This window comes from Variovorax soli (genome assembly GCF_031454625.1).
Classification (GTDB): domain Bacteria; phylum Pseudomonadota; class Gammaproteobacteria; order Burkholderiales; family Burkholderiaceae_C; genus Variovorax; species Variovorax soli_A.
Genome location: NZ_JAVDRF010000006.1, coordinates 85,391 through 111,239, shown reverse-complemented (window position 1 = coordinate 111,239; position 25,849 = coordinate 85,391). Strand labels below are relative to the sequence as shown.

The following is a 25,849-nucleotide window of genomic DNA, read 5'->3' as shown; positions in this document are numbered from 1 at the left end:
CCCGGCTCCCGTTCGGGAAGTTCGAGATCGGCCCGGGCGGCGCATGGAAGACCAGGACCTGCTGCGCTACTCGCGCCACATCCTTCTCGAGGAATTCGGCATCGATGGCCAGGCACGCGTCAGTGCCGGCCATGCGCTGCTGATCGGCGCCGGCGGGCTGGGCTCGCCGGTGGCGCTCTATCTCGCGGCGGCCGGCGTCGGCCATATCACGCTGGTCGACGATGACGAGGTCGACCTCACCAACCTGCAGCGACAAATCGCCCACAGCACCGCCCGCGTGGGCCGGGCCAAGGTCGAATCGGCGGCGGCAGCGATGCGCGACATCAACCCCGAGATCCATATCGAGACCCATGTGCAGCGCGCCGGCGAGGCGCTGCTGGACCGCCTGGTGGCCATGGCGGATGTGGTGGTTGACTGCAGTGACAACTTCGCTACGCGGCATGCGGTGAATCGCGCCTGCGTGGCGCACGCGAAGCCCCTGGTCGCCGGCGCGGCCATCCGATTCGACGGCCAGTTGAGCGTGTACGACACGCGCGATGCCGCCTCCCCCTGCTACGCCTGCCTGTTTCCGTCCGATGCCGACTTCGAGGAAACGCGCTGCGCCGTCCTCGGCGTGTTTGCGCCCGTGGTCGGCACCATCGGCACGCTGGAGGCCAACGAGGCCCTCAAACTCCTTGCCGGCATCGGCCCCTCGCTGGCGGGCAGCCTGCTGATGTTCGACGGCCGGCGCACGGCCTTCGATACCATGCGGGTGGCGCGCGATCCGGGCTGCAGCGTTTGCGGCCACCGCCCTGCTGCGGGCTGATCCCCCTCATCTGAGCCCCTGCTGCCTCCTGGACTTGGACGCATCGGGACTCGCCTCGTGCAGGGCCGGCCAACCGGGTCAAGGCGCTTTGGTCGATCGATCCGGCATGGCGGCGACGGAAGCGGGGGATATGAGGAAACACAGGGCCGTGGCACCGACGCCCGAGACGGCGGAGGCGGCTTCGGCCAGCTTCAGCTCGGCGCTCGCCGGCTCGCCCATTGCCACGACCGCGGCAGCGGCCAGCGTCAACAGGCCGATGGCCCCGTAGTTCCACATTATTTTCATCTCGGCACCTCGATGGCGGGAGTCGGAGCCATGGCGGGGAATCCGCAGTGGCTCCATGTAACCGAGCGTAGGGGGCACCGCTTGATGCCGGGGTCGGCGCCAGACAGCAGCCACTGTGAGGCGCCGCCTACGGGCAGTCAGACCACAAAGGTCGTAAGAACAAGCCTACAACTGCAACGCGGCGCACCGGGCATGATGCCGCCTGATCGTTCACGGGAGCATTTCCAGCAATAGCTTTCGTCGCGGTCATCCGCTAAGGTCGCGAAGTTTCCATTGCCCGGCAGAACGCGCGGTTCTCCATGGACCCCAGATTGAAAACCTACATCGTCGAAGACAACGTCACGATCCGCGAGAACCTCGTCGGCACTCTGGAAGAACTCACGTGCATCTCGGCCGTCGGCTTTGCTGAAACCGAGGCCGAGGCCGTCCACTGGCTCGCAGAGAACAGCGACCAGTGGGAACTGGCGATCGTCGACCTTTTCCTCAAACAGGGCAGCGGCCTCGGCGTGCTGCAGGCCGTCAGCACGCGCCGACCCGACCAGAAGATCGTGGTGCTCAGCAACTACGCGACGCCCGACATCCGCAAGCGCTGCGCCCAGTTCGGCGTGGATGCGGTCTTCGACAAGTCCAACGAAATCGACGCGCTGATCGACTTCTGCATCGAGCAATCCTCGACGCTGCGCCAGACCTCGGGCTCGAGCTGACGCCATCCACCCCCATCGCCGCGATGGCCCCTTTCATGCGGCGCCCTCGCCCCAGCAAGGGCGCCTCGCGCGGCTCAATCGATCAGCTTGTTCTTCAGCGCGTAGTACGTGAGGTCGCTGTTGGAGGAGAGATTCATCTTTTCCATCAGCCGCGTGCGGTAGGTGCTGACCGTCTTGACCGAGAGCGACAGGGTCTTGGCGATGTCCCCCGCCGTCTCGCCCTTGGCGAGCTTGAGGAAAACCTGGAACTCGCGTTCGGACAGCTGCTCATGCGGGGCTGCGTCGTCCTTGCGGTCGAGCTGCCGCGCCAGCAGCTCGGCCACGGCCGGCGTGATGTAGCGACGGCCCAGGGAAATGGTGCGGATCGCGTTCACGATTTCCATCGGATCGCATTCCTTGTTGAGATAGCCGCTCGCGCCCTGCCGGATGAGGTTCATCGCGTAGTGCTCTTCGGGGTAGCCGCTGAGGATGAGGATACCGACATCCGGCGCCTTGGCGCGGATCATCGCCAGTGCGTCGATGCCGCTTTGCCCCGGCATCGACAGATCCATCACCAGCACATCCAGCTCCGTGGTGCGCACCAGTTCGATGGCCTCGCGCCCACTGGCAGCCTCTCCCACCACACGCAGATCGACATGCTCAGAGAAGAACTGGCGCAGGCCGGAGCGCACGATGGCATGGTCATCCACAATTCCGATTTTGATCATCTGGTACCTTCTTTGTCGTGTCGCGGCCTTTTGCGTCGCAGCAAACTGCCCCCTGATTCACATCGATTATTCCTGAATTTGTACAGTTCGCGCCCCGCGGAGACCCCATGCGCTGGTTAGCTTTCCCCAAGATGGCCGCCGGCCTCGCACTTGCGATGCTGGCGGCGCTCGCGCTCGTTGGCATCAACGAGGCAGGCTACCGCCAGTCGACGCAAGCGCTGACCGAGGTCGGCGAGGCGCAGCGCATACGCCTCGCACTCAACCTGCTGCTGCAGAGCATCGTCGATGCCGAAACGGGGCAGCGCGGCTACCTGTTGACGGGAGAAGCCCGCTATCGCGAACCCTACGACAGCGCGGTCAAGAAAGTCGATGGCCAGTTGGCCGCCCTGCAGACGCTGTACGCCAGCCGCCCTGCCGAGGCTGCGCGCCTGGCCCAGCTCGCCAAGCACGTCTCGCGCAAGCTGGCCGAGATCGACATGAGCGTGCGCCTGCGCCAGGAAGGCAACGACGACGCCTGGAAGTTCGTGATCACCACCGATGTCGGCCGCGAGGAGATGGAAGCGATCCGCCAACAGGCCGGCGAGCTGATCTCGCTCAGCAACGAAGCCTTGATGCGAGGGCAGGCGCAGATCTCGAAATCGCTGCGCTTCGCCCGCCTCGGCATCGGGCTGGTGGCACTGGCTGGACTGGCCGCCTTCTATCTCTACCTGCGGCAGACGCATGCGCTGCGATCGGCCGGCGAGCGCCAGCAGGAGGCCCTGCAGCGGGAGCGCAACGCGCTGGAGAAGGAAGTGCGGGAGCGGACCGCGACGCTGGCCGAGCTCGCCACCCACTTGCAGGAGGTGCGCGAGAGCGAGCGCGGCTTCCTGGCCCGCGAGCTGCATGACGAGCTGGGCTCGCTGCTGACCGCCGCCAAGCTCGATGTCGCGCGGCTGAAGTCGCGCCTGGTCGATTCCCCGGACGCCATACAGCGACTGCAACACCTGAACGAACTGCTCAACAGCGGCATCGCGCTCAAGCGCCGCATCATCGAGGACCTGAGGCCGTCTTCGCTCTCCAACCTGGGGCTCATCGCCTCGCTGGAGATCCTGGGCCGCGAGTTCGCCGAGCGCTCCGGCGTCGAGATCGAAATGGTGCTGGAACCGGTCACGCTCGACGAGGCCAACGAGCTCACCGTCTATCGCATGGTCCAGGAGAGCCTGACCAACATCGGCAAGTACGCGCAGGCGACCGAGGCCAGCATCGTGATGAAGAACTACGGCAACCACGTGGTGGTGGAAGTCAGCGACAACGGCAAGGGTTTCGATGTCCAGGCCATGCGCGTCTCCTCCCATGGCCTGGCAGGCATGCGGCACCGGGTGGAGACCGCCAAGGGCAAGCTGACCATCTCGTCGGCGCCTGGCGAAGGCACGCGCCTGAGCGCCAGCCTGCCCGCCTCCGCAGTCTCGCCGGTCGCCTCGGCGCCCGCGAGACAACGGGCCTGAGCGAAGGGCCCGCCCAGGGGCCGACCGCGATTCGGCCCTCTCCTACGCCCCCAGACCTCGGCTGCTGACAGGGGCGCGCAGGGCGCTCAACTAATGTGCACCCCATGCTCTTCGCGCCGAGCGCAGGGCAGCGATCCTCAGCCTCGAGGCACGCTCGAAAAGGAGTTCAACATGTTGTACTACGCAGTCGTGTTCCTGGTCATCGCCCTGATCGCCGCTGTCTTCGGCTTCGGCGGCATCGCGGCCAGCGCCGTGGGCATCGCGAAGATTCTCTTCGTCATCTTCATCGTGCTGGCGCTCGCCAGTTTCATCGCGGGCTTGATGCGACGATGACAGCCTCGTTACGATGAGCGGGCCCTCGCACCATTTCTTCCGGAAGGACTTTTTTCATGAGCACGATCAAGACTCCATCGCAGCTGGCTGAAGACGCACGCCAGACGGCCAGCGATGCCATCGACAGCACCCGCGCCTATGCGCAGAACGCGGTGAACGCCGCCGGCGAGAAGGTTCGCGACCTGCGCCGCGAGGCCGAGCCCACCGTCGAACAGCTGGCGGCCCGCGTGCAGCAGGCGGTGCAGCGAGGGCTGGACGCCGCCTCGACGACCAGCGCCCGTGCCCAGCGCCGCCTGGAGCAGGCGGCCGACGTGACCGGCCGGTACATCGCGGACCAGCCGGTGCGCTCAGTGCTCATCGCCGCAGCGGCCGGCGCGGCCATCACCGCGCTGATCGTGCTGGCCAGCCGCCGCAGCCGGGACGACTATTGATCTGAAGCCGCCCCGTCCCGGTCGCCGCCTGCAGCACCATGCTTCATCCCATTTTTTACACGGTGCTCAGGCATCCGGAACTGATCGCCGAACATGCCTCGAACTATGCGGCACTGATCAGGCTCGAGACGGCGGAGGCCAGCAAGGGGCTCGTGGCACGCCTCATCGCAGGCGTGCTCGCCGCGGTGAGTGCAATGCTGGCTCTCGGCCTGACCGGCACGGCCGTCATGCTGGGCACGCTGCAGGGCAGTTTTCATTGGGTGCTGGTCGCTGTTCCCGGCGTTTCGGCAGTTATCGCGCTGATCGCCGGCTATGTGGCAGCGCGACCCGTCGAATTTCACGGTTTCAACGAGTTGCGCGCGCAGGTGGATGCCGACATCGATGCGCTCCATGCGGCAGGAGAAGCCCGTGGACATTGAATCCCGAGGCCTCACGCCTCAGCAGCGGCTCGCCGTCTCGCGCCGCGCACTGGTCGCGCAGTTGCAGGGCCGCGAGCATCCGCACGATGCCGCGGGGCCTTTCGAGGCATCGGAGCCGGAGCCACAGAGTGCACGGCGCGAAACGGTCCTCGACCGCATCGCCTGGGTGGCAGTGGCGCGCCGCGTGGCGCAGCGCTGGTGGCGGCGGCATCCGGCCAACGCGGCAGGGCAGCTGGCCCGGCCACTGATCGAACGCTATGCGCGCGAACGGCCGGCGCAGCTGATGGTCGCGGCGGCCGGGGCCGGAGCGCTGATCGTGCTGATCAGGCCCTGGCGCCTGCTGTCCATCACGGCCGTGCTCGCCGCGGTGCTCAAGACCTCCGACGTGGCCGATCTCGTGACCACGCTGATGCACAAGAACCAGGACAGTCCCCCTTGAAAGGATCCCCCATGACGAATGCAACAGCCGAAATGCCCCAACGCCTGATGCTGGACCAGGCCAAGATCGATGCCGCGGCCTCCCAAGACCTGAGCGACGGCGCAGTAACGCCGGGCTATGGGCCTTGGCGAGACGACATCGTCAAGCTGCTCAACGATGCGCTCGCCACCGAACTGGTCTGCGTTCTTCGCTACAAGCGCCACTACTTCACCGCCAGCGGAGAGGCCTCGCCGGCGATCGCCGACGAATTCCTGGTGCACGCCAACGAGGAGTCCGCCCATGCGGACAAGATCGCCGAGCGCATCGTGCAGCTGGGCGGCGACCCGGACTTCAATCCGCAGACGCTGCTCGAGCGCAGCCACGCCGATTACAACGAGGCCAAGGATCTGCAGGCCATGGTGCGCGCCAACCTGGTGGCCGAACGCATTGCGATCGAGAGCTACCGCCAGATGATTTCGCTCATCGGCGACAAGGACCCCACCACCCGGCGCATGCTGGAAGAGATCCTGACGGACGAGGAAGAGCACGCCGACGAGCTGAAGGACTGGCTCGGCCACTGACACGGCGTGGGCTCCGCGCCCATAAAAGCCCGGCGAGTGCGCCGGGCTTTTTTTTGCGGGACGCCGACGTGTTGCGCTCGCATCGCCCGGCGCGCATCCGCGCATCGGCGAAGCCTTGCTCTGCCGCAGAAAACATCAGGCCGTGACGATCCAGCCTTCCAGCGGGTCCATCGCCTCGGGCAGCCCATAACCCGGACCTGCGCTCGTGCAGCGGGCCGCGCCCCAGGCGGCCTGGACCAGGCAGAGCGCCGCATCCAGGCAGTCGCCACGCGCATCCGCCACCAGCAGTTCGCGCTGGGCATCGTCGAGCGCCAGCCTGAGGCCCAGCCGCGTGGCACCGCCGTCGAGTGCGGCCAGCAGCTCGGCACGCGCCTCGCGCCGCGGTGTCGTCTGAAGCGCCGCCTCGTCGCTCTTGTAGCTGCGACGTCCGATCAACTCGCGCGCCAGCAAGCCCGGATAGCCTTCCAGCGCAATTCGGGTCGCAGCGCCCGGCAGATGGAGCCCAGGGAACGCCGCACCGGCCTTCAGCAAGCGCGGAACACCCGCATGCAGCATGAGCGCCACCGGCGGATTGACCCATTTCATCGAGGGGCTGGACCCGGCCGGCGCGTCGGTGGCGCGGTGGGCGAATTTCCCACCGATCGGTCGCGCAGCGCAGAAGGCGGCGAAAGTCTCGCGGATCACGGCGCGATCGAGGCCGGCATAGTGCGCGATCAGCGGCAGCCACTCCATCGGCCAGCCGAGATGCGCGACCAGCTCACGCGGCAAGCCGAAAGGAAAGTCGAAGGCGCCGACCCAGGCGGGCTGCTCGGCCAGCCACTCGCGCCAGACTTCCAGCGAGGGAAAGCGCTCGAGCCTGCGCAGCGCGACGCCGCCAGGCACTGCATGGCCGAGGGCCATCACGATGGGCTTGCGCGCACTGGGCGCGCTGGAGAAATCGCAGCCCAGCAGCAGCGGCGGGTGCACCGCGGAAGGCTTCAGTGGCGGCCGACGATGGCGGCGGTCGCCATCAGCTCTTCCAGCAGCGCCAGGGAGACCTTGCCCGAGACCGAATAGGGATCGAGCTCCGGCTTCTCCGAGTACTTGAGCAGGGTCGAGACGTTGAGCTTGGACAGGTTGACCTGCCCCATCGTCCAGCCGCCGAAGCGGCGCTCCGAGATTTCCTCGTAGTGCAGCAGCACCACGTCCTTGTGCCGCGGGTCCCTCTGGATATGGCCGTAGAGCTCGCTGATCGCGTTCCGGCCGCCCTCGATGGCCTGGAGAAACACACCGGCGCCATAGCAAAGGATGCCGGTGATGCCGCAGGCGGTGTTGTGCGAGCGCGATTGCGTGAGGATCGCCTCGACCGCCCCGGGACTGGTATCGACGGCGCGGCTGACATAAAGCAGGCGTACGAGCATGGCAGTCAGCTCCGGCGCGGGATCAGCGCGAGGAATTCGCGCCGCAGGTTGGAATCCTTGAGGAAGACGCCGCGCATCACGGAGTTGATCATCTTGCTGTCCATCTCCTTGACGCCGCGCCACTGCATGCAGAAATGCTCCGCCTCGACCACCAGCGCCAAGCCATCAGGCTGGGTGCGCTCCTGAATCAGGTCGGCCAGCTGCACCACGGCTTCTTCCTGGATCTGCGGACGGCTCATCACCCACTCCGCCAGCCGTGCGTACTTGGACAAACCGATCACATTGGTCTTCTCGTTGGGCATGACGCCGATCCAGAGCTTGCCGATGATCGGACAGAAGTGATGCGAGCAGGCGCTGCGCACCGTGATGGGCCCGACGATCATGAGCTCGTTCAGGTGCTCGGCATTCGGGAATTCGGTGAGAGACGGCTGGGCCACGTAGCGGCCCTTGAACACCTCATTCAGGTACATCTTGGCGACGCGGCGCGCGGTGTTCTCGGTGTTGTGGTCGTTGTCGAGATCGATCACCAAGGCCTCGAGCACATGCTTCATCTTGTGCTCGACCTCGTCGAGCAGGCCTTCGAGCTCGCCGGGCTCGATGAACTCGGCGATGTTGTCGTTGGCATTGAAGCGCCTGCGCGCAGCGAGCAGGCGCTCGCGGATCTTCACGGAGACGGGCGTGCCCTCATTCTCGTTATCCGGCTGGGGGGGCTCGGCGGTGTCGATTTTCCTAAGCATCAGCGCATCCTAACAGCGATTGAACAGCAGGCGGATACCCCTGCGAAGCGCTTGCCGCCTGAGCGAAAAGCTATTGTTTTGATAGCACGAAGTCCGCCACCAGCGGCAGGTGGTCGGACATGCGGGCCCAGATCGGGCCGCGCGGCACAGTGGTGGCGACCACTTCGACCTGACGGCCGTAGATGAAGTCGAGCTGCGTGACCGGCAGGCGCGACGGATAGGTGAGCGTGCGCGCTCCGCGCAGATCGCTGGTGTCGCGCAGACCCATGGCGTTCATCGCGTAACGCATGCGAGCGCCCCAGTCGTTGAAGTCGCCGGCCACCACCAGCGCTTCGCTCGACGGGATCTCGCGCTCGATGAACTCGCGCAGCAGTGCGACCTGGCGCATGCGGCTGCCCCGGATCAGCCCCAGGTGCACCACGATGGCGTGCACGGGCCGGCCTTCGACCTCGATCGCCACGTGCAGCAGGCCGCGCTGCTCGAAGCGGTGATCCGAGATGTCCTGGTGGGTCTTGCGCAACACCGGCCAGCGGGTCAGCAGCGCGTTGCCATGCTCGCCATGGCGCGTGATGGCATTGGTCTCGTAGACGGCGGTGTAGCCCTCGGGAGCGAGGAAGTCGGCCTGGGGCAGCTCGGGCCAGTGCCTGAATCGGGCGGCGGCCTGGCGATTCATCTTGCGCACTTCCTGCAGGCAGACGATGTCGGCGTCGAGCTGCTCGATGGCGTGGCCCAGGTTGTGGATCTCGAGCCGCCGCGTCGGCCCAATGCCTTGCACCCCCTTGTGGATGTTGTAGGTGGCGACCCGGAAGGTGCTGCTCGGCGCGTTCATTTCACAAATTTTGGCAGCAGCAAGATCGCTTCTGCATTCGAAGGGGAAAAGCAGGCGTCCGCGGCCTCTTGGTAGGGCAGCCAGCGCCAGTCCGTGTGCTCGCGCGGGTCGAGCCGCGGGGTCAGGCGCTCGGGCACGCACAGGCCGAAAAGGTGCTCGGTGTTGTGGGTGACGCCCGGCGCGTAGCGGGACCGCCACCGCGGGTAGATTTCGTACACGTTCTGCAGGTGCCAATCCTGCAAGTGGCAGGCCAGTGCACTGCCCTCGCGGCAATCGATGCCGGTTTCCTCGGCGACCTCGCGCACGGCGGTCAGCGCCAGCGGCTCGTCGACGTCATCCTTGCTGCCGGTGACGGACTGCCAGAAATTCTCGGCGTCGGCACGCCGGATCAGCAACACCTCGAGGGCCGGCGTATGGATCACGACCAACACCGATTCGGGGATCTTCCAGGGCCGCCCGCTCATGCCTGCGTCCCTGGCAGTTCAAGCTGCCGAGATCGGATTGCGCAAGCGGATATGCAGCTCGCGCAGCTGCTTCTCGTCGACGGGGCTCGGCGCCTGCGTCAGCAGGTCCTGGGCGCGCTGGGTCTTGGGGAAGGCGATCACGTCGCGGATCGATTCGGCACCGGTCATCAGCATCACGAGCCGGTCCAGGCCGATGGCAATGCCGCCGTGCGGCGGCGCGCCGTACTGCAGCGCGTCCAGCAGGAAACCGAACTTGGTCTGCGCATCCTCGGGGCTGATCTTGAGGGCGCGGAACACCTTGCTCTGCACCTCTTCACGGTGGATACGCACCGAACCGCCGCCCATCTCGATGCCGTTGAGCACCATGTCGTAAGCCTTGGCGATGCATTTCTCGGGCGCGGTGTCCATGAGGTCCTCATGGCCGTCCTTGGGGGAGGTGAAGGGATGATGCACCGCCGACCAGCGCTGGCCTTCCTCGTCGAATTCGAACATCGGGAAGTCGACCACCCACAACGGCGCCCAGCGATCCTCGAACAGCCCGTTCTTGCGGCCGAAGGCGCTGTGGCCGATCTTGACGCGCAACGCGCCGATGGCGTCGTTGACGATCTTCTCCTTGTCGGCGCCGAAGAACAGGATGTCGCCGTTGCGCGCGCCGGTGCGCGCGATGATCTCGGCCAGCGAGGCGTCGTTGAGGTTCTTGACGATCGGGCTCTGCAGGCCATCGCGCCCCTGCGCGGCATCGTTGACCTTGATGTAGGCCAGGCCCTTGGCGCCGTAGATCTTGACGAACTCCGTATAGGCGTCGATGTCGCTGCGCGACAGGCCGCCCTCGGCGCCGCCGCCCGGCACGCGCAGCGCCACCACGCGGCCGCCCGTCATGCCTGCCGCCTGCGCGAACACCTTGAACTCGACGTTGCGCATCACGTCGGTCAGCTCGGTGAACTCCATCTTCACGCGCAGGTCGGGCTTGTCGGAGCCGTATTTGAACATCGCATCCGCATAGCTCATGACCGGGAAGGGCGGCAGCTCGACCTGTGCCGCGCCGCGGAACACCTTGCGGATCATGCCTTCGAACATCTCGCGGATCTCCTCCTCGGCCATGAAGGAGGTCTCGATGTCGATCTGCGTGAACTCGGGCTGGCGGTCGGCGCGCAGGTCTTCGTCGCGGAAGCATTTGACGATCTGGTAGTAGCGGTCGTAGCCGGCCACCATCAGGAGCTGCTTGAACAGCTGCGGCGACTGCGGCAGCGCGAAGAAGCTGCCGTCATGCACGCGGCTGGGCACCAGGTAGTCGCGCGCGCCCTCGGGCGTGGACTTGCCGAGCATCGGTGTCTCGATGTCGATGAAGCCGTTCGCGTCGAGGAACTTGCGCACCTCCATCGTGACCTTGTAGCGCAGCATCATGTTGCGCTGCATCGCCGGGCGGCGCAGATCCAGCACGCGGTGCGTGAGCCGGGTGGTCTCCGACAGGTTGTCGTCGTCGAGCTGGAAGGGGGGCGTCACCGACGGATTGATCACCTTCAGTTCGTGGCTGAGGACTTCGATCTTCCCGCTCTTGAGGTTCTCGTTGACTGTGCCCTCGGGCCGCGCGCGCACCAGGCCGGTGACCTGCACGCAGAATTCGTTGCGCAGGCCCTCGGCCGTCGCGAAGGTGGCGGCGCGGTCGGGGTCGCACACCACCTGGACGTAGCCCTCGCGATCGCGCAGGTCGATGAAGATCACGCCCCCGTGGTCGCGGCGGCGGTTGACCCAGCCGGAGAGGGTGACGGTTTGGCCCAGCAGGGCTTCGGTGACGAGACCGCAATAGTGAGTACGCATGGCCATGGTGGATTCCGGCGCCTTCGGGGCGCGTGTTTATCTGTTCGCGATGGTCGCGGGGCCGCCGGGAACGACCACGCCCATCGACACGATGTACTTGAGCGCGTCGTCCACGCTCATCCTGAGTTCGATGCAGTCGCTGCGCCTGAGCATCACGAAGTAGCCGCCCGTGGGATTGGGCGTGGTGGGCACGTAGACGCTGAGATAGTCGCCGCCGCCCAGTTCAGAGAGCACCTCGCCGCCGGGAGCGCCGGTCACGAAGGCGATGGTCCAGACGCCGTCGCGCGGCCACTGGACCAGCACCGCGGTGCGAAAGGCATTGCCGTTCTCGGAGAACAGCGTGTCCGACACCTGCTTGACGCTGGAATAGATCGAGCGCACCACCGGGATGCGGCGCACCACCGCATCGCCCCAGCCCAGCAGCCGCTTGCCGATGAAGTTGCTGGCGGTCGCGCCGACGACCAGCAGGATCGCCAGCGTCAGCAGCACGCCTAGGCCGCGCACCTTGTGCGCGTAGAGCCATTGCTGCCAGGCCTCAGGCAGCAGCCACAGCGTCTGGTCCAGTGTGCCGATGATCCAGTTCAGTACGCCCAGCGTGATGGCCAGCGGCACGATGACCAGCAGGCCGGACAGCAACCATTTGCGCAGGGCGAGCATGGGAAAGGGTATCGCTCAGTCGCTCTTGGGGGCAGCCGGCGCGGGCGCCTGGGCCGGCGCGGGGGATGCGGCCGCTGCCGGCGCATCCGTGGTGCCGGTCGAGGCGGCGGCGCCTTCGGCCGGCGCCGCGGTCGCCGTGTCGGCACTGCCCTTCTCGGCCCCCTTCTCGCCTGCCTTCTTGCCCCCGCCGTCCCGGAAATCGGTCACGTACCAGCCCGAGCCTTTCAGCTGAAACCCGGCGGCAGTGACCTGTTTGCTGAACGTGCCGGCGCCGCACTGCGGGCAGTCGGTCAGCGGCGCATCGGACAGTTTTTGCAGAACGTCCTTGGCAAAGCCGCAGGCGCTGCACTTGTAGGCGTAGATTGGCATGTGGAGGAGAGAGGGAAAAAGCTGCTGGCGGCCGCTCGCAAAGCCTTTGATTATAGGTTGGCCCTCCCACCCTTCGCACCTCCGCGACCGGCTCCAGCGGCGTACTTCACACCTTTCAGACAGGATCGACCGCCAGCGACCGGTGCGGCGTGCGCCGGTTGGCCACCCACTGCGGCGCCAGCGAGCCCGCGAACATGCCCGCGAAGGAGGCCAGCACGCCGGCCAGCTGCGCCGGGAACTGCTCGCCCCATGGCATCGCCAGGAACAGCAGCCAAACCCCGATGCCGAGCACCACGGACGCCACCGCGCCTTGCGTGGTGGCCCGTGGCCAGTACAAGCCGCAGACCAGCGGCACGAAGGCGCCCACCAGCGGCACCTGGTAGGCGCCGGAGACCAGCTCGTAGATCGACGTGCCCTGCATGCGGATCGCGTAGGCGAGCACGGCGGCGCTGAACAGCAGCACGGTGATTCGCATGGTTCGCAGGTTCTCGCGATCGCTGCCGGCCGGGCGGAACTGGCGCCAAATGTTCTCCGTGAAGGTGACGCTGGGCGCCAGCAGCGTGGCCGAGGCGGTGGACTTGATGGCCGACAGCAGCGCACCGAAGAAGAACACCTGCATGACGAAGGGCATCTTCTCCAGCACCAGCGTCGGCAGCACCTTCTGCGGATCTTCCTTGAGCAGCGTGGCGGTCTGCTCCGGCATGATGAGCAGCGCGCTGGCCACCAGGAACATGGGCACGAAGGCAAACAGGATATAGCAGATGCCGCCGATCACCGGCCCGCGGGTCGCGGCCTTGACGCTGTCGGCAGACATCACGCGCTGGAACACGTCCTGCTGCGGGATCGAGCCGAGCATCATGGTGATGGCCGCGGCGAAGAAGAAGATGATGTCCTTGAAGGTCGGCTCGGGCCAGAACCTGAACAGGTCCTTGCTGGCCACGAGCGTGATCACCTTGTCGGCGCCGCCGGCCATGTTGCCGGCGAACATCGCGATCACCGCGAGGCCCGCCACCAGAATGATCATCTGGATGAAGTCCGTCACCGCCACCGACCACATGCCCCCGAACAGCGTGTAGGCCAGGATCGAGGCCACGCCGATCGTCATGCCGACCGGGATGCTGATGACGCCGCCCGACAGCAGGTTGAACACCAGCCCCAGCGCCGTGACCTGCGCCGAGACCCAGCCCAGGTAGCTCAGCATGATGATCAGCGAGCAGGCGATCTCGATGGTGCGGCCGAAGCGCTCCCGGTAGTAATCGCTGATGGTCAGCAGCGTCATCCGGTAGAGCTTGCCGGCGAAGAACAAGCCGACCAGGATGAGGCAGGTGCCGGCGCCGAAGGGGTCTTCGACGACGCCGTTCAGGCCGCCCCCGATGAACTTGGCCGGGATGCCCAGCACGGTCTCGGAGCCGAACCAGGTGGCGAAGGTGGTGGTCACGATCATGTAGAGCGGCAGGTGCCGCCCCGCGATGGCGAAGTCGGTGGTGTTCTTCACGCGCTTGGCCGCATAGAGGCCGATGGCGATCGTGACGAGCAGATAGACGATGACCAGGGTCAGCAACACGGAAGAGTCCTCCTATTCAGAACAGACGCACCCGCACCAGCAGCTGCATCGCGATCAATCCCAATACAAAACCTATGCCACCGTAGATGATGGCCTGCAGGAGCCGGTTGGTCCGCTTCTGGGCGGCCAGCAGCTCCAGCATTTCACGGCGGTGGTCGGCCGGCCGATTTTCGAGAAAGTCGTGCATGAGGCGCGGCAGCTGAGGCAGCAGCTTGGCGTAGCGCGGCGCCTCGGCGCGCAGTTGCTCCAGCAGCTTGCGCGGGCCGATCTGGTCGCTCATCCACTTCTCCAGGAAAGGCTTGGCGGTGTGCCAGAGATCCAGCTCCGGGTCGAGCTGGCGGCCCAGCCCCTCGATGTTGAGCAGGGTCTTCTGCAGCAGCACCAGCTGCGGTTGGATCTCGACGTGGAAGCGGCGCGAGGTCTGGAACAGGCGCATCAGTACCATGCCCAGCGAGATCTCCTTGAGCGGGCGGTCGAAGTAGGGCTCGCAGACGGTGCGGATGGCGGCCTCGAGCTCGTCGATCCGCGTGCCTTCAGGCACCCAGCCGCTTTCCAGGTGCAGCTCGGCCACCCGCTTGTAGTCGCGCCGGAAGAAGGCGGCGAAGTTCTGCGCCAGGTACTCCTTGTCGGACTCGGTCAGCGTGCCGATGATGCCGAAGTCCAGCGAGATGTAGCGTCCGAAGGTGGCCGGGTCGAGGCTGATCTGGATGTTGCCCGGGTGCATGTCGGCGTGGAAGAAGCCGTCGCGGAACACCTGCGTAAAGAAGATGGTGACGCCGTCGCGCGCCAGCTTGGGGATGTCGACGCCGGCGGCGCGCAGACGGTCCAGCTGGGCGATCGGTACGCCCTTCATGCGCTCCATCACGATCACCTCGCCATGGCAGAAGTCCCAGAACATCTCGGGGATCAGCACCAGGTCGAGCTTGGTCATGTTGCGTCGCAGCTGCGCTGCGTTGGCAGCCTCGCGCACAAGGTCGAGCTCGTCGTGCAGGTACTTGTCGAACTCGGCCACCACCTCGCGCGGCTTGAGGCGCTTGGCATCGCTCGACAGGTTCTCGACCCAGGCGGCCATCATGGCCATCAGCTCCAGGTCCTTCTCGATCACGCCGCGCATGCCGGGCCGCAGCACCTTGACCGCCACTTCGCGCACCAGGCCGCCGGGCTCGCGCAGGGTCGCGAAGTGCACCTGCGCGATCGAGGCGCTGGCCACCGGCGTCTCGTCGAACTCGACGAAGACCTCGCCCACCGGCCGGCGGAAGGCCCGCTCGATGGTCGCGATCGCAATCTTGGAGTCGAAGGGCGGCACGCGGTCCTGCAGCCAGGCCAGCTCGTCGGCGATGTCGGCCGGCAGCAGGTCGCGCCGCGTCGACAGCACCTGGCCGAACTTGACGAAGATCGGCCCGAGACTTTCCAGTGCCTCGCGCAGGCGCTGGCCACGGGGTGCATCGAGCTTGCGGCCGAAGGACACGACGCGCGCCAACATGCGCAGCCCCGGCTTCTGGAAGCTGGAGAGCACGAGCTCGTCGAGCCCGTAGCGCAGCGCGACCAGGACGATGAAGATGCCGCGGTAGAAGCGCCTCATTCGTCGCCTGCGGAGCCGGCGGGCTTGCCGCCGCGCTCACCGACGAACTGCCGCAGTCCCTCCACCACGCGCCGTGCGCCGGTCGCGACGGTGTGCGCCGGCACGTCGCCGATCAGCCGCGCGAGGTCGTCCTCCACATCCCAGCGCACATGATCGACCAGCCAGTTGACCTCGGCCGCCAGCTGCACGTCGCCCTCGATGCGCACTGCCGGCTTCTCGCCGCGGACGGCAGCCCGCGCCAGGCCGAAAGGCGAGGTCTCGGCGAGCACGAGCATGAGCTCGGGGGCCACGCCCTCGGGCGCCAGGTCGAGCAGGCCGGCAGGCGTGGCGACGACTCTCATGGTCACGAAGCGCCATTCGAACTCCACCACCCTGCCCTGCTGGCGCGCCAGGCGCTGCTGGGCCTCGGGCTCCTGCTGCAGCACGTGGTTGAGGAAGAGCACGGCGCGATGCTGGACCTCGTGAATCACCCAGTCCGGCGGCTGCAGCCGGCTGCCGACGCGGTTGATGAAATCGTCGAGAAAAGAAAAAGGGGACGATGGTGTAACCATGTCCCCATTATCCCGGTCTTGCGACCGGCTTCGAAGCGTCCCGGACCTTACTGCAGGGCTTGCACACCGGCCACCAGCCAGCCGCTCGAGCCGCTCGCGGGCTTGGTCATGTTCCAGACCTCACGGAAGGGGCTGGGCCCCGAAGACAGGTCCTCGCGGATCATGCCGGAGAACTCCACGCTCGCCAGGTAGGCATCGGGCAACTCCTCGATGCCCAGGAGCTTGGCGTCCAGCATCACGACTTCGGTCTTGTTGGGCTGGCCGCCGGTGTGGTCCTCGCGCTCGGCCAGCTGCTGGCGGATCTCGCCGACCATGCCGTCGGTCATCATCGATCGCAGGGTGTTGATGTCGGCACGGTCCCAGGCGTCCTGCAGGGTCACGAAGTTGCGCTTGGCCGCGGAGAGGAAGCCATCGACGTCGAAGCCGGCCGGGATGCCCCATGACTGCGCGCCGCTCAATGCCGAGCCGATCAGGCTGCCGCCGCTGGCCGCTGCCGCGCCCGCCATCGACGAGCCGCCGGCGTGGTGCTCGAGTTGCGCCGGGCTGGCATCGAAGGCAGCGGTGTTGCGCTCCCAGGGACGGGCCGAGGCGTCGTTGCCGACATTGTTCGGGCTGTACTGCACGGGCGAAGCGGCGTTGGCAGGACCGCCCGCGCCCTGGAAGGCCAGGCCGCCGCTGCGCTGAGCGCCGTTGGCGCGCGAACGAGCCGCGAAGATGCGCCACACCACGACCGCTGCAACCGCCAGGAGGGCGATCAACAGGATGTTGCCGAAGGCCGCGCCCAGGCCGAGCGAATGAGCGAGCCAGGCCAGGCCCAGGCCTGCGGCCAGGCCGCCGAGCATCGCGCCCCAGGGCCGCTTGGGCGCTGCGGGCGCAGCCGCCGGCGTTGCTGCGGTCGCGGGCTTCGCCGCCGTGCTGTTCACGTTGCTCTGCGCGGGCGTGCCGGGTGCGGCCGGCGCGGTGGGCGTCGCCTCGCGCTGCGTCACGTTGCTCGACTGCTTGCCGATGGACTTCCCGCCAGCCAGGCGGCGCGCGTCGGCATTCATGCTTCCGACAGCAAGCGCGCATACCAGCAGGACGGACAACAAACTTTTCATGACGTCTCCTCTAACGGCAAAGAAATCTCTCGCAACTCTTCTGATCATCAGCACTTGATTCCAACATGCAGGGCGACGACGCCACCGGTCATGTTGTGATAGTCCACATGTCCGAAACCGCCCTCTTTCATGAGGGTCTTGAGCTCCTCCTGCGAGGGGTGCATCCGTATCGATTCGGCCAGGTAGCGATAGCTCGCATCGTCGCCTGCCACTGCCTTGCCCAGGCGCGGCAGCACGCTGAAGGAGTACCAGTCGTAGATCTTCGACAGCGGCTTGGCGACCTTCGAGAACTCGAGCACCAGCAGCTTGCCGCGCGGCTTGAGCACGCGGTTCATCTCCTTGAGCGCCAGGTCCTTGTGCGTCATGTTGCGCAGGCCGAAGGCGACGCTCACGAGGTCGAAATGGTTGTCGGGGAAGGGGAGCTTCTCGGCATCGCAGACCACCGTCGGCAGCGCGACGCCGGCATCGAGCAGCCGGTCGCGGCCGGTGCGCAGCATGGCCTCGTTGATGTCGGTGTGGATCACTTCGCCGCTGGCGCCGACCTTCTTCGCGAAAGCGAGGGCGAGGTCCCCCGTGCCGCCCGCGATGTCGAGCACCTTCGAGCCCTCGCCCACGTTGGCGACCATCACGGTGTAGGCCTTCCAGGCCCGGTGCAGCCCGCCCGACATCAGGTCGTTCATCAGGTCGTAGCGATTGGCGACCGAGTCGAACACGCCGCGCACGCGCCGCGCCTTGTCGCCTTCCTCGACCGTCTCGAAACCGAAATGGGTGCTGCTCATGCGTCCGATGTTAGGTCGGAAGCGTTCATGTCAAGCCGACGACCCCGCAAGGACGCCGGGCATTCGTTGCTTTTGCGGCCAGGGGCTCGGTGTCAGTGGCTGCCGCAGGCGTGGCCACCCTTTGCGGCCATCGGCGTGTCGCGGTCGACACCGGCGGCGGCAAGGCGCCGCTCGTACTCGGCCCACAGTTCGTCCTGCTTCGCGCCCAGCTCGTACAGAAGATCCCACGAGTAGATGCCGGTGTCGTGGCCGTCGGAGAAGCTGGGCTGCACCGCGTAGTTGCCGACCGGCTGCAGGTCCAGCAACTCGACCTGGCGCTTGCCGGTCTGCAGCACTTCCTGGCCGGGCCCATGCCCCTGCACCTCGGCCGACGGCGAATAGATCCGCATCAGCTCGAAGGGGATGCGAAAGCTGGCGCCATCGGAAAAGCTCACCTCCAGCACGCGTGACTGGCTGTGCACGGTGATCGACTGGGGCGTCGGCGCGCCCGTTTGCAAACCTGCCATCAGGAACTCCTATCGGGTTGCCAGGCGCTCGGCCATGGTCTGCTCCAGCGCCGGCAATCGACGCTCGATGGCCGCTTCGCGCTTGGGCTCGCGTTCACGCTGTACCTCGGCCCAGACCGAGCCCGGGAAGCGGGGATCCCAGTCGAAGCGCGCGATCACGTGCCAGTGCAAGTGCGGCACCATGTTGCCCAGCGCCGCGATGTTGATCTTGGTCGGTGCCAGTGCCTCGCGCAAGCATTGCTCCACGGCCACGACCGCGTCCATGCACAGTCGCCGATCTTCCGGCGCGAGATCGGACCACTCGGCCACATGATCTTTCCAGACCACGCGGTAGAAGGCGGGAAAGCCTTCCTCGGCCGCGCGGACGACGCGAAAGGCCGGCGCCTCGAAGACCACGCGGCCGCCGGGCGCTTCGCACAGGGGACAGCCCGCCACATGCGTCGTCGTCATACCAGCACCCGCTCGATCCCGCCCTGGTTGGCGGCCGCCACGTAGTCAGGCATCCAGTCCTTGCCGAGAATCTTGTTGGCCATTTCGACCACGATGTAGTCGGCCTCCAGCAGGCCGTTGTCCAGGTCCTTGCCGTAGCGGCTCAGGCCCTGCAGGCAGCTCGGGCAGCTGGTGAGGATCTTGACGTTGTCCTTGGGCGCGACCAGGCCGCGACTGCGCAGCGTGGCCTCGCCTTTGCGCAGCTCCTCTTCCTTGCGGAAGCGGATCTGCGTGGAGATGTCCGGCCGTGTGACGCCCAGGGTGCCGGATTCGCCGCAGCAGCGGTCGTTCTTGAGCACCTGGTCGCCGACCAGCGCCTTCACCGTCTTCATCGGGTCCTGCAGCTTCATCGGGCTGTGGCAGGGGTCGTGGTACAGGTAGGCCGAGCCGGAGGCCCCATCGGCCGAGCTCTCCAGCGTGATGCCCTTCTCGAGCAGATACTCGTGGATGTCGATGATCCGGCAGCCGGGGAAGATCTTCTCGAACTGGTAGCCCTGCAGCTGGTCGTAGCAGGTGCCGCAGCTCACCACCACGGTCTTGATGTCCAGGTAGTTCAGCGTATTGGCGACGCGGTGGAAGAGCACGCGGTTGTCGGTGATCATCTTCTCGGCCCGGTCATATTGGCCGCTGCCGCGCTGCGGGTAGCCGCAGCACAGATAACCCGGCGGCAGCACCGTCTGCACGCCCGCGTGCCAGAGCATCGCCTGCGTGGCCAGCCCCACTTGCGAGAACAGGCGCTCCGAGCCGCATCCCGGGAAATAGAACACGGCCTCGGTGTCGGACGTGGTGGCCTTCGGGTTGCGGATGATGGGCACGTAGTCCGCATCCTCGATGTCGAGCAGTGCGCGCGCCGTCTTGTTGGGCAGGCCCCCAGGCATCTTCTTGTTGATGAAGTGGATCACCTGTTCCTTGATCGGCGCCGGACCCACCGTCGCCGGCGGTGCCGCGGTCTGCTTCTTGGCCAGGCCGCGCAACAGGTCGTTGGCCAGGCGCTGGGCCTTGAAGCCGATGTCCACCATGCCGGTACGCATGGCCTTGATGGTCTGCGGGTTGGTAGCGTTCAGGAACAGCATCGCCGCCGCATTGCCCGGACGGAAGGATTTCTGGCCCATCTTGCGCAGCAGGTTGCGCATGTTCATGGAGACGTCGCCGAAGTCGATGTTGACCGGACAGGGCGTGACGCACTTGTGGCAGACCGTGCAGTGGTCGGCGACATCCTCGAACTCCTCCCAGTGCTTGATGCTGACGCCGCGCCGGGTCTGCTCCTCGTAGAGGAAGGCTTCGACCAGCAGCGAGGTCGCGAGGATCTTGTTGCGCGGCGAGTAGAGCAGGTTGGCGCGCGGCACGTGGGTGGCGCAAACCGGCTTGCACTTGCCGCAGCGCAGGCAGTCCTTCACGCTGTCGGCGATGGCGCCGATGTCGCTCTGCTGCATGATCAGCGACTCGTGGCCCATCAGGCCGAAGCTGGGCGTGTAGGCGTTGGTCAGGTCCGCATAGAGCCCCGGTCCGGCGTGCATCGAGGGCCGCAGCAGCTTGCCCTTGTTGAAGCGACCCTCGGGGTCCACGCGCTGCTTGTAGTCGGCAAAGGGCCGCAGCTCGTCATCCGACAGGAACTCGAGCTTGGTGATGCCGATGCCGTGCTCGCCCGAGATCACGCCATCGAGCTTGCGCGCGAGCACCATGATCCGCGCCACCGCGGCGTGGGCAGTCTGCAGCATCTCGTAGTTGTCGCTGTTGACCGGGATGTTGGTGTGCACGTTGCCGTCGCCGGCGTGCATGTGCAGCGCCACCCAGACCCGGCCCTTGAGCACGCGCTGGTGGATCGCCTTGCATTCGGCCAGGATGGGCGCGAACTCGGCGCCGGCGAAGATCGCTGTGAGCGGCTCGCGGATCTGCGTCTTCCAGCTGGCACGCAGCGAATGGTCCTGCAGCTGCGGGAACAGCGCGTCGATCCGGTCCGACCAACCCTGCCAGAGGGCGCGCACCTCGCGCACCAGCGCCACGGCCTGCGCCACGCGGTCCTCGAGCAGTTCGGCCGAAGAGATCTCGCTGGCGTCGTCGCTCTTGCCCAGCGGCAGGTGGCCGCGCAGGAAGAAGGCCTCCAGCTCGTCGGCGAGCGCCAGCTTGTTCTGCAGCGAGAGCTCGATGTTGATGCGCTCGATGCCGTCCGTGTATTCGGCCATGCGCGGCAGCGGGATCACCACGTCCTCGTTGATCTTGAAGGCGTTGGTGTGGCGGCTGATCGCGGCCGTGCGCTTGCGGTCCAGCCAGAACTTCTTGCGCGCCTCGGGACTGATGGCGATGAAGCCCTCGCCGCTGCGCGAGTTGGCGATGCGCACGACCTCCGACGTCGCGCGCGCCACGGCATCGGCGTCGTCGCCGGCGATGTCGCCGAACAGGACCATCTTCGGCAGCCCGCCGTGCTTCTTCGATTTGGTGGCGTAGCCCACGGCCTTCAGGTAACGGTCGTCCAGGTGCTCGAGGCCCGCCAGCAGGACCGGGGACGGAACCGGTCCATTCCCCTCTTCGCTCGGGCGCTTCTGCAGGGAGAACATGAAGTCCTTGATCTCGACGATGCTGGGCACCGCGTCCTTGGCGTTGCCGAAGAACTCCAGGCACACCGTGCGGGTGTGGGCCGGCATGCGGTGCACCACCCACCGGCAGCTGGTGATCAGGCCGTCGCAGCCCTCCTTCTGGATGCCGGGCAGCCCGGAGAGGAACTTGTCCGTGACGTCCTTGCCCAGGCCCTCCTTGCGGAACGTCTTGCCGGGGATCTCGAGCCGCTCGCTGCGCAGCCGGGTCCGACCGTCGGCCGCGAAGTACTGCAGCTCGAAGACGGCGCTTTCGGCGTCGTGGATCTTGCCCAGGTTGTGGCCGATGCGCGTGACCTCCAGCCACTCGGCGTCGGGCGTCACCATGCGCCAGGAGGCGAGGTTGTCGAGCGCCGTGCCCCACAGCACCGCCTTCTTGCCGCCCGCGTTCATCGCGACATTGCCGCCCACGCAGGAGGCCTCGGCCGAGGTGGGATCGACCGCGAACACGAAACCCGCGCGCTCGGCCGCATCCGCCACGCGCTGGGTGACCACGCCGGCTTCGGTCCAGACCGTGGGCACGGGCTGCTCGAGACCGGGCAGCGAGACCAGCTCGACCTCGGTCATGGCCTCGAGCTTCTCGGTGTTGATGACGGCGCTGTTCCAGGCCAGCGGGATCGCGCCGCCGGTGTAGCCGGTGCCGCCGCCACGCGGGATGATGGTGAGCCCCAGCTCGATGCAGCCCTTGACGAGCACGGCCATCTCGGCCTCGCTGTCCGGCGTCAGCACGACGAATGGGTACTCGACCCGCCAGTCGGTCGCATCGGTCACGTGCGAGACGCGCGAAAGACCGTCGAACTTGATGTTGTCGCGGGCCGTGAGCCGGCCCAGGGTGCGCATGGCCTTGCGTCGCAGGGCGGCGATGTCGCGGAACAGGGTATCGAAGGACTGCACCGCCTGCGCCACGAGCGCCGTAAGCTCGCCCACCAGCGCATCGCGCTGCGCGGCCGCCTCGGGGGTGCGGCGCTTCTGCACCTCGGACAGGCGGTGGTTGAGCGCGTCCACCAGCTGGCCGCGCCGGCGCGGGTTGTCCAGCAGGTCGTCGACCAGATAGGGGTTGCGCTGCACCACCCAAATGTCGCCCAGCACCTCGTACAGCATGCGGGCGGAGCGACCTGTGCGGCGTTCGGCGCGCAGGGTCTGCAGCAGCTCCCAGCCGCGCTCGCCCAGCAGGCGGATCACGATCTCGCGGTCGGAGAAGCTGGTGTAGTTGTAGGGGATCTCACGCAATCGCACAGGCTCTTCGGCCTGCGACAACAACGCCGTCAACGCGGTCGGTGCATTCATCGGGGGAACGGGCCTCGGTCGGGCGCTGCGCGCCTCTGAACCAGGGGCGTGAATTTTAAGTCAGGCCCGGCTCTGCTGCCCGGCGCTCAGAACAGAACCCGGCTGCGGATCGTCCCCGGCACCTGGGCCAGCTTCTCCAGCGCGAGGTCGGAAGAGGCGGCATCGATGTCGGTGACCACGTAGCCGACCTTCTCGTTGGTCTGCAGGTACTGGGAGGCGATGTTGATCTTGTTGTCGGCGAACACGCGGTTGACGTCCGACAGCACGCCCGGCACGTTGCGGTGGATGTGCAGCAGCCGGTGCTTGCCGGGATGCGCCGGCAGTGCGACCTCGGGGAAGTTGACCGAGGAGGTGGAGGTGCCGTTGTCGCTGTACTTGACCAGCTTCTCCGCCACCTCCAGCCCGATGTTGGCTTGCGCCTCCATGGTCGAGCCGCCGATGTGCGGAGTGAGGATCACGTTGTCCAGCCCGCGCAGCGGCGACTGGAACTCGTCCTTGTTGCTGCGCGGCTCGATGGGGAACACGTCGATCGCGGCACCCAGCAGCTTCTTGTGCTTGAGCGCCTGGGCCAGCGCCTCGATGTCGACCACGGTGCCGCGCGAGGCATTGATCAGGATCGAGCCGGGCCGCATGGCCGCGATCTCCTTGGTGCCGATCATCCACTGCGTGGCGGGGGTCTCGGGCACGTGCAGGCTCACGATGTCGCTCTGCAGCAGCAGCTCGTCGAGCGTGCGCACCTGGCGCGCATTGCCCAGCGGCAGCTTGGTGACCACGTCGAAGAAGGCCACCTGCATGCCCAGCGCCTCGGCCAGCACCGACAGCTGCGCGCCGATCGATCCGTAGCCCACGATGCCCAGGGTCTTGCCGCGGATCTCGAAGGCGTTCTCGGCCGACTTGAGCCAGCCGCCGCGGTGCGCCACGGCGCTCTTCTCGGGAATGCCGCGCAGCAGCAGGATGGCCTCGGCCAGCACCAGCTCGGCGACGGAGCGCGTATTGGAGAAAGGGGCGTTGAAGACGGCCACGCCGTGCTCGCGCGCGACATCGAGGTCGATCTGGTTGGTGCCGATACAGAAGGCGCCGACCGCCACCAGCTTCTGGGCGGCGGCGAACACGTCGGCCGTCAGCTGCGTGCGGGAGCGGATGCCGAGGAAATGCACGTCTGCGATGCGCTTGCGCAGTTCCTCTTCGGGCAGGGCCCCCGCCAGCGTTTCGACGCTGGAGTAGCCCGCGCCGCGCAGCACCTCGACGGCCGAAGGGTGGATGCCTTCGAGCAGAAGAAACTTGATCTTGCTCTTGTCGAGAGAGGTCTTGCTCATAAGCGTCACGGTTAACCCTGGTCTGGCCATCCGGCTCGAACAGGGCCTGGAAGATCGGAAGACGATGCTAGCATGCTGCAGCGCAGCAAGACGATTAGGGTCGGCCCGGGCGACCCGGCGTGAAAAGGGTTTCCCCGGCTGGAGACGTACCCTGAGGGTGCGACAAAATGTGACGCAGCCGTGTCATACGTACGGCCTAGCATCCGCGCTTTTGTTCTCTCCCTAGGAGTCTTCATGCGATTCAAGACGTTCGCCGTGGCATCGGCGCTTGCGGCAACGCTCTCGGCGCCAGCCATGGCGCAGACCGAGATCCAGTGGTGGCATTCCATGAGCGGCCCGCTCGGCGAATGGGTCAGCGACCTGGCCAAGCAATACAACGAGAGCCAGAAGGACTACAAGGTCGTGGCCACCTACAAGGGCCAGTACGATGAATCGATGACGGCCGCGATCGCTGCCTTCCGTTCGGGCAATGCGCCCGACATCCTGCAGGTGTTCGAAGTGGGCACCGCGACCATGATGGCTTCCAAGGGCGCCATCAAACCGGTGGGCGAGGTGATGAGCTCGGGCGGGGCCAAGTTCGACCCCGGCGTCTACGTGCCCGCGGTGGCTGGCTACTACACGGCCCCCAATGGCCAGATGCTGAGCTTGCCGTTCAACAGCTCGACCACGATCTTTTATTACAACAAGGACGCCTTCAAGGCGGCCGGCCTGGACCCGGAGAAAGCACCCATCACCTGGCCCGAAGTCATCGCGGCGGCCGACAAGCTCAAGGCCAGCGGCCACAAGTGCCCCTTCACGACGAGCTGGATGAGCTGGACGCAACTGGAAAGCTTCTCGGCCTGGCACAACACCCTGTTCGCGACGCAGAACAACGGCTTCGGCGGCCCCAGTGCGCGGCTGGCATTCAACTCGCCGCTGCAAGTGCGCCATTTCGAGAACCTGGCCAAGATGGCCAAGGACGGCACCTTCGTCTACAAGGGCCGCAACAACACGGCCGACGCCGCCTTCCCCTCGGGCGAGTGCGCCATGATGACCGGCTCGTCGGGCCTGTACGCCCGCGTGGCGAAGGACGCCAAGTTCAAGTACGGCATCTCCACCCTGCCCTACTACCCCGACGTGAAGGGCGCACCGCAGAACACCGTGATCGGCGGCGCCAGCCTGTGGGTGATGTCCGGCAAGCCGGCCGACCATTACAAGGGCGTGGCCAGCTTCTTCAACTTCCTGTCGGACACCAAGGTGCAATCCGAGAGCCACAAGCGCACCGGCTACCTGCCCATCACCACGGCCGCCTACAAGCTGACAGACGCCTCGGGTTTCTACAAGGAGCACCCGGGCACCGATGTCGCGGTGACGCAGATGATCCGCAAGACCACCGACAAGTCGCGCGGCGTCCGCCTCGGCAACTTCGTGCAGATCCGCACCATCGTCGACGAGGAAACCGAGCAGATCTGGAGCGGCAAGAAGACCGCCAAGGAGGCACTCGACACCGCCGTCAAACGCGGCGACGAGCAGCTCGAGCGCTTCCAGAAAGCGAACAAGGGCTAGAGCCTCTCTGTTCGCTTCGCGGCAAGATTGACGCCCCACCTTGCCCTCCTCGCCACGCGGGAAGGGTGCCTGGCGGTGAGGTGTGGCAGCAGTAGACTCGA

General features: G+C 66.5%; 28 protein-coding genes. 9 read left to right on the top strand and 19 right to left on the bottom strand.

Annotated features, from left to right (window positions below; all coding sequences use genetic code 11):
- Positions 1 to 43: 43 nt before the first annotated feature.
- The gene (locus J2739_RS15730; protein ID WP_309903250.1) at positions 44 to 805 is read left to right on the top strand and encodes a HesA/MoeB/ThiF family protein; all 762 of its coding nucleotides are present in this window, start codon (positions 44 to 46) and stop codon (positions 803 to 805) included.
- Between the two features lie 78 nt (positions 806 to 883).
- Here the strand turns inward: J2739_RS15730 and J2739_RS15725 are convergent, their stop codons facing one another.
- On the bottom strand, positions 884 to 1,090 hold the full coding sequence (locus tag J2739_RS15725; protein ID WP_309903248.1) for a hypothetical protein: 207 nt from the start codon (positions 1,088 to 1,090) through the stop codon (positions 884 to 886).
- A gap of 299 nt (positions 1,091 to 1,389) precedes the next feature.
- Here J2739_RS15725 and J2739_RS15720 point away from each other — a divergent pair, with 299 nt between their 5' ends.
- On the top strand, positions 1,390 to 1,794 hold the full coding sequence (locus J2739_RS15720; protein ID WP_309903246.1) for a response regulator: 405 nt from the start codon (positions 1,390 to 1,392) through the stop codon (positions 1,792 to 1,794).
- Between the two features lie 74 nt (positions 1,795 to 1,868).
- Here J2739_RS15720 and J2739_RS15715 read toward each other — a convergent pair whose 3' ends face one another.
- Positions 1,869 to 2,501 carry a response regulator gene (locus tag J2739_RS15715; RefSeq protein WP_068680104.1) on the bottom strand — a complete coding sequence of 211 codons (633 nt, stop codon included), beginning with the start codon at positions 2,499 to 2,501 and terminating at the stop codon, positions 1,869 to 1,871.
- A 107-nt stretch (positions 2,502 to 2,608) separates the two neighbouring features.
- Here J2739_RS15715 and J2739_RS15710 point away from each other — a divergent pair, with 107 nt between their 5' ends.
- From J2739_RS15710 to J2739_RS15685, 6 genes are all read left to right on the top strand, one after another.
- Positions 2,609 to 3,985 (top strand): CHASE3 domain-containing protein, encoded by a 1,377-nt coding sequence (locus tag J2739_RS15710; RefSeq protein ID WP_309903244.1) that lies wholly within the window; start codon positions 2,609 to 2,611, stop codon positions 3,983 to 3,985.
- 171 nt (positions 3,986 to 4,156) lie between these two features.
- Positions 4,157 to 4,318: a DUF1328 domain-containing protein gene (locus J2739_RS15705; RefSeq protein ID WP_083944504.1), complete on the top strand. Its 162-nt coding sequence runs from the start codon at positions 4,157 to 4,159 to the stop codon at positions 4,316 to 4,318.
- A gap of 56 nt (positions 4,319 to 4,374) precedes the next feature.
- Complete coding sequence (locus J2739_RS15700; RefSeq protein ID WP_309903242.1) at positions 4,375 to 4,749, top strand: hypothetical protein; 375 nt, start codon at positions 4,375 to 4,377, stop codon at positions 4,747 to 4,749.
- Between the two features lie 38 nt (positions 4,750 to 4,787).
- Complete coding sequence (locus J2739_RS15695) at positions 4,788 to 5,168, top strand: hypothetical protein (protein WP_309903240.1); 381 nt, start codon at positions 4,788 to 4,790, stop codon at positions 5,166 to 5,168.
- Positions 5,158 to 5,607, top strand: coding sequence for a hypothetical protein (locus J2739_RS15690; RefSeq protein ID WP_309903238.1), 450 nt, complete (start codon positions 5,158 to 5,160; stop codon positions 5,605 to 5,607). The genes J2739_RS15695 and J2739_RS15690 overlap by 11 nt, the downstream gene beginning before the upstream one ends.
- An 11-nt stretch (positions 5,608 to 5,618) precedes the next feature.
- Positions 5,619 to 6,167 (top strand): ferritin-like domain-containing protein, encoded by a 549-nt coding sequence (locus J2739_RS15685; protein ID WP_309903236.1) that lies wholly within the window; start codon positions 5,619 to 5,621, stop codon positions 6,165 to 6,167.
- Between the two features lie 135 nt (positions 6,168 to 6,302).
- On the opposite strand, the gene J2739_RS15680 is transcribed toward J2739_RS15685, so the two are convergent.
- The 17 genes from J2739_RS15680 to serA all read right to left on the bottom strand — a co-directional run bounded on the left by J2739_RS15680 (position 6,303) and on the right by serA (position 24,203).
- Entirely contained in the window at positions 6,303 to 7,067 is a 765-nt protein-coding gene (locus tag J2739_RS15680; RefSeq protein WP_309903619.1) for a DUF429 domain-containing protein, read from the bottom strand.
- Positions 7,068 to 7,144: 77 nt separating this feature from the next.
- Positions 7,145 to 7,567: a BLUF domain-containing protein gene (locus tag J2739_RS15675; protein ID WP_309903234.1), complete on the bottom strand. Its 423-nt coding sequence runs from the start codon at positions 7,565 to 7,567 to the stop codon at positions 7,145 to 7,147.
- 5 nt (positions 7,568 to 7,572) lie between these two features.
- A complete protein-coding gene (folE, locus tag J2739_RS15670) occupies positions 7,573 to 8,304 on the bottom strand; it encodes a GTP cyclohydrolase I (RefSeq protein WP_309903233.1) in 732 nt (243 codons plus the stop codon).
- Between the two features lie 70 nt (positions 8,305 to 8,374).
- Positions 8,375 to 9,133: an endonuclease/exonuclease/phosphatase family protein gene (locus tag J2739_RS15665; RefSeq protein ID WP_309903231.1), complete on the bottom strand. Its 759-nt coding sequence runs from the start codon at positions 9,131 to 9,133 to the stop codon at positions 8,375 to 8,377.
- A complete protein-coding gene (gene nudB, locus J2739_RS15660) occupies positions 9,130 to 9,597 on the bottom strand; it encodes a dihydroneopterin triphosphate diphosphatase (RefSeq protein WP_309903229.1) in 468 nt (155 codons plus the stop codon). Before nudB ends, J2739_RS15665 begins: the two co-directional genes overlap by 4 nt.
- A gap of 18 nt (positions 9,598 to 9,615) precedes the next feature.
- Entirely contained in the window at positions 9,616 to 11,421 is a 1,806-nt protein-coding gene (gene aspS / locus J2739_RS15655) for an aspartate--tRNA ligase (protein WP_309903227.1), read from the bottom strand.
- A gap of 30 nt (positions 11,422 to 11,451) precedes the next feature.
- Complete coding sequence (locus J2739_RS15650) at positions 11,452 to 12,072, bottom strand: DUF502 domain-containing protein (RefSeq protein WP_309903225.1); 621 nt, start codon at positions 12,070 to 12,072, stop codon at positions 11,452 to 11,454.
- 15 nt (positions 12,073 to 12,087) lie between these two features.
- Positions 12,088 to 12,441, bottom strand: a complete 354-nt coding sequence (locus tag J2739_RS15645) for an FmdB family zinc ribbon protein (RefSeq protein WP_309903224.1) — start codon at positions 12,439 to 12,441, stop codon at positions 12,088 to 12,090.
- Positions 12,442 to 12,556: 115 nt separating this feature from the next.
- A complete protein-coding gene (locus tag J2739_RS15640; protein ID WP_309903222.1) occupies positions 12,557 to 14,005 on the bottom strand; it encodes a high affinity choline transporter 1 in 1,449 nt (482 codons plus the stop codon).
- A gap of 16 nt (positions 14,006 to 14,021) precedes the next feature.
- The gene (ubiB, locus tag J2739_RS15635) at positions 14,022 to 15,587 is read right to left on the bottom strand and encodes a ubiquinone biosynthesis regulatory protein kinase UbiB (RefSeq protein ID WP_309903220.1); all 1,566 of its coding nucleotides are present in this window, start codon (positions 15,585 to 15,587) and stop codon (positions 14,022 to 14,024) included.
- Positions 15,584 to 16,138 carry a ubiquinone biosynthesis accessory factor UbiJ gene (locus J2739_RS15630; RefSeq protein ID WP_309903218.1) on the bottom strand — a complete coding sequence of 185 codons (555 nt, stop codon included), beginning with the start codon at positions 16,136 to 16,138 and terminating at the stop codon, positions 15,584 to 15,586. Before J2739_RS15630 ends, ubiB begins: the two co-directional genes overlap by 4 nt.
- A gap of 47 nt (positions 16,139 to 16,185) precedes the next feature.
- On the bottom strand, positions 16,186 to 17,235 hold the full coding sequence (locus J2739_RS15625; protein WP_309903216.1) for a Tim44 domain-containing protein: 1,050 nt from the start codon (positions 17,233 to 17,235) through the stop codon (positions 16,186 to 16,188).
- Between the two features lie 47 nt (positions 17,236 to 17,282).
- Positions 17,283 to 18,014 (bottom strand): bifunctional demethylmenaquinone methyltransferase/2-methoxy-6-polyprenyl-1,4-benzoquinol methylase UbiE, encoded by a 732-nt coding sequence (gene ubiE / locus J2739_RS15620; RefSeq protein ID WP_309903214.1) that lies wholly within the window; start codon positions 18,012 to 18,014, stop codon positions 17,283 to 17,285.
- A gap of 92 nt (positions 18,015 to 18,106) precedes the next feature.
- Complete coding sequence (locus tag J2739_RS15615) at positions 18,107 to 18,520, bottom strand: gamma-butyrobetaine hydroxylase family protein (protein ID WP_309903212.1); 414 nt, start codon at positions 18,518 to 18,520, stop codon at positions 18,107 to 18,109.
- Positions 18,521 to 18,529: 9 nt separating this feature from the next.
- Complete coding sequence (locus J2739_RS15610) at positions 18,530 to 18,970, bottom strand: HIT family protein (protein WP_309903210.1); 441 nt, start codon at positions 18,968 to 18,970, stop codon at positions 18,530 to 18,532.
- On the bottom strand, positions 18,967 to 22,887 hold the full coding sequence (locus J2739_RS15605; protein WP_309903207.1) for a DUF3683 domain-containing protein: 3,921 nt from the start codon (positions 22,885 to 22,887) through the stop codon (positions 18,967 to 18,969). Before J2739_RS15605 ends, J2739_RS15610 begins: the two co-directional genes overlap by 4 nt.
- Before the next feature lie 86 nt (positions 22,888 to 22,973).
- Positions 22,974 to 24,203: a phosphoglycerate dehydrogenase gene (gene serA, locus J2739_RS15600; RefSeq protein ID WP_309903205.1), complete on the bottom strand. Its 1,230-nt coding sequence runs from the start codon at positions 24,201 to 24,203 to the stop codon at positions 22,974 to 22,976.
- Between the two features lie 234 nt (positions 24,204 to 24,437).
- Here serA and ugpB point away from each other — a divergent pair, with 234 nt between their 5' ends.
- Positions 24,438 to 25,748: a sn-glycerol-3-phosphate ABC transporter substrate-binding protein UgpB gene (gene ugpB, locus J2739_RS15595; RefSeq protein ID WP_309903203.1), complete on the top strand. Its 1,311-nt coding sequence runs from the start codon at positions 24,438 to 24,440 to the stop codon at positions 25,746 to 25,748.
- The last annotated feature ends 101 nt before the right edge of the window (positions 25,749 to 25,849 follow it).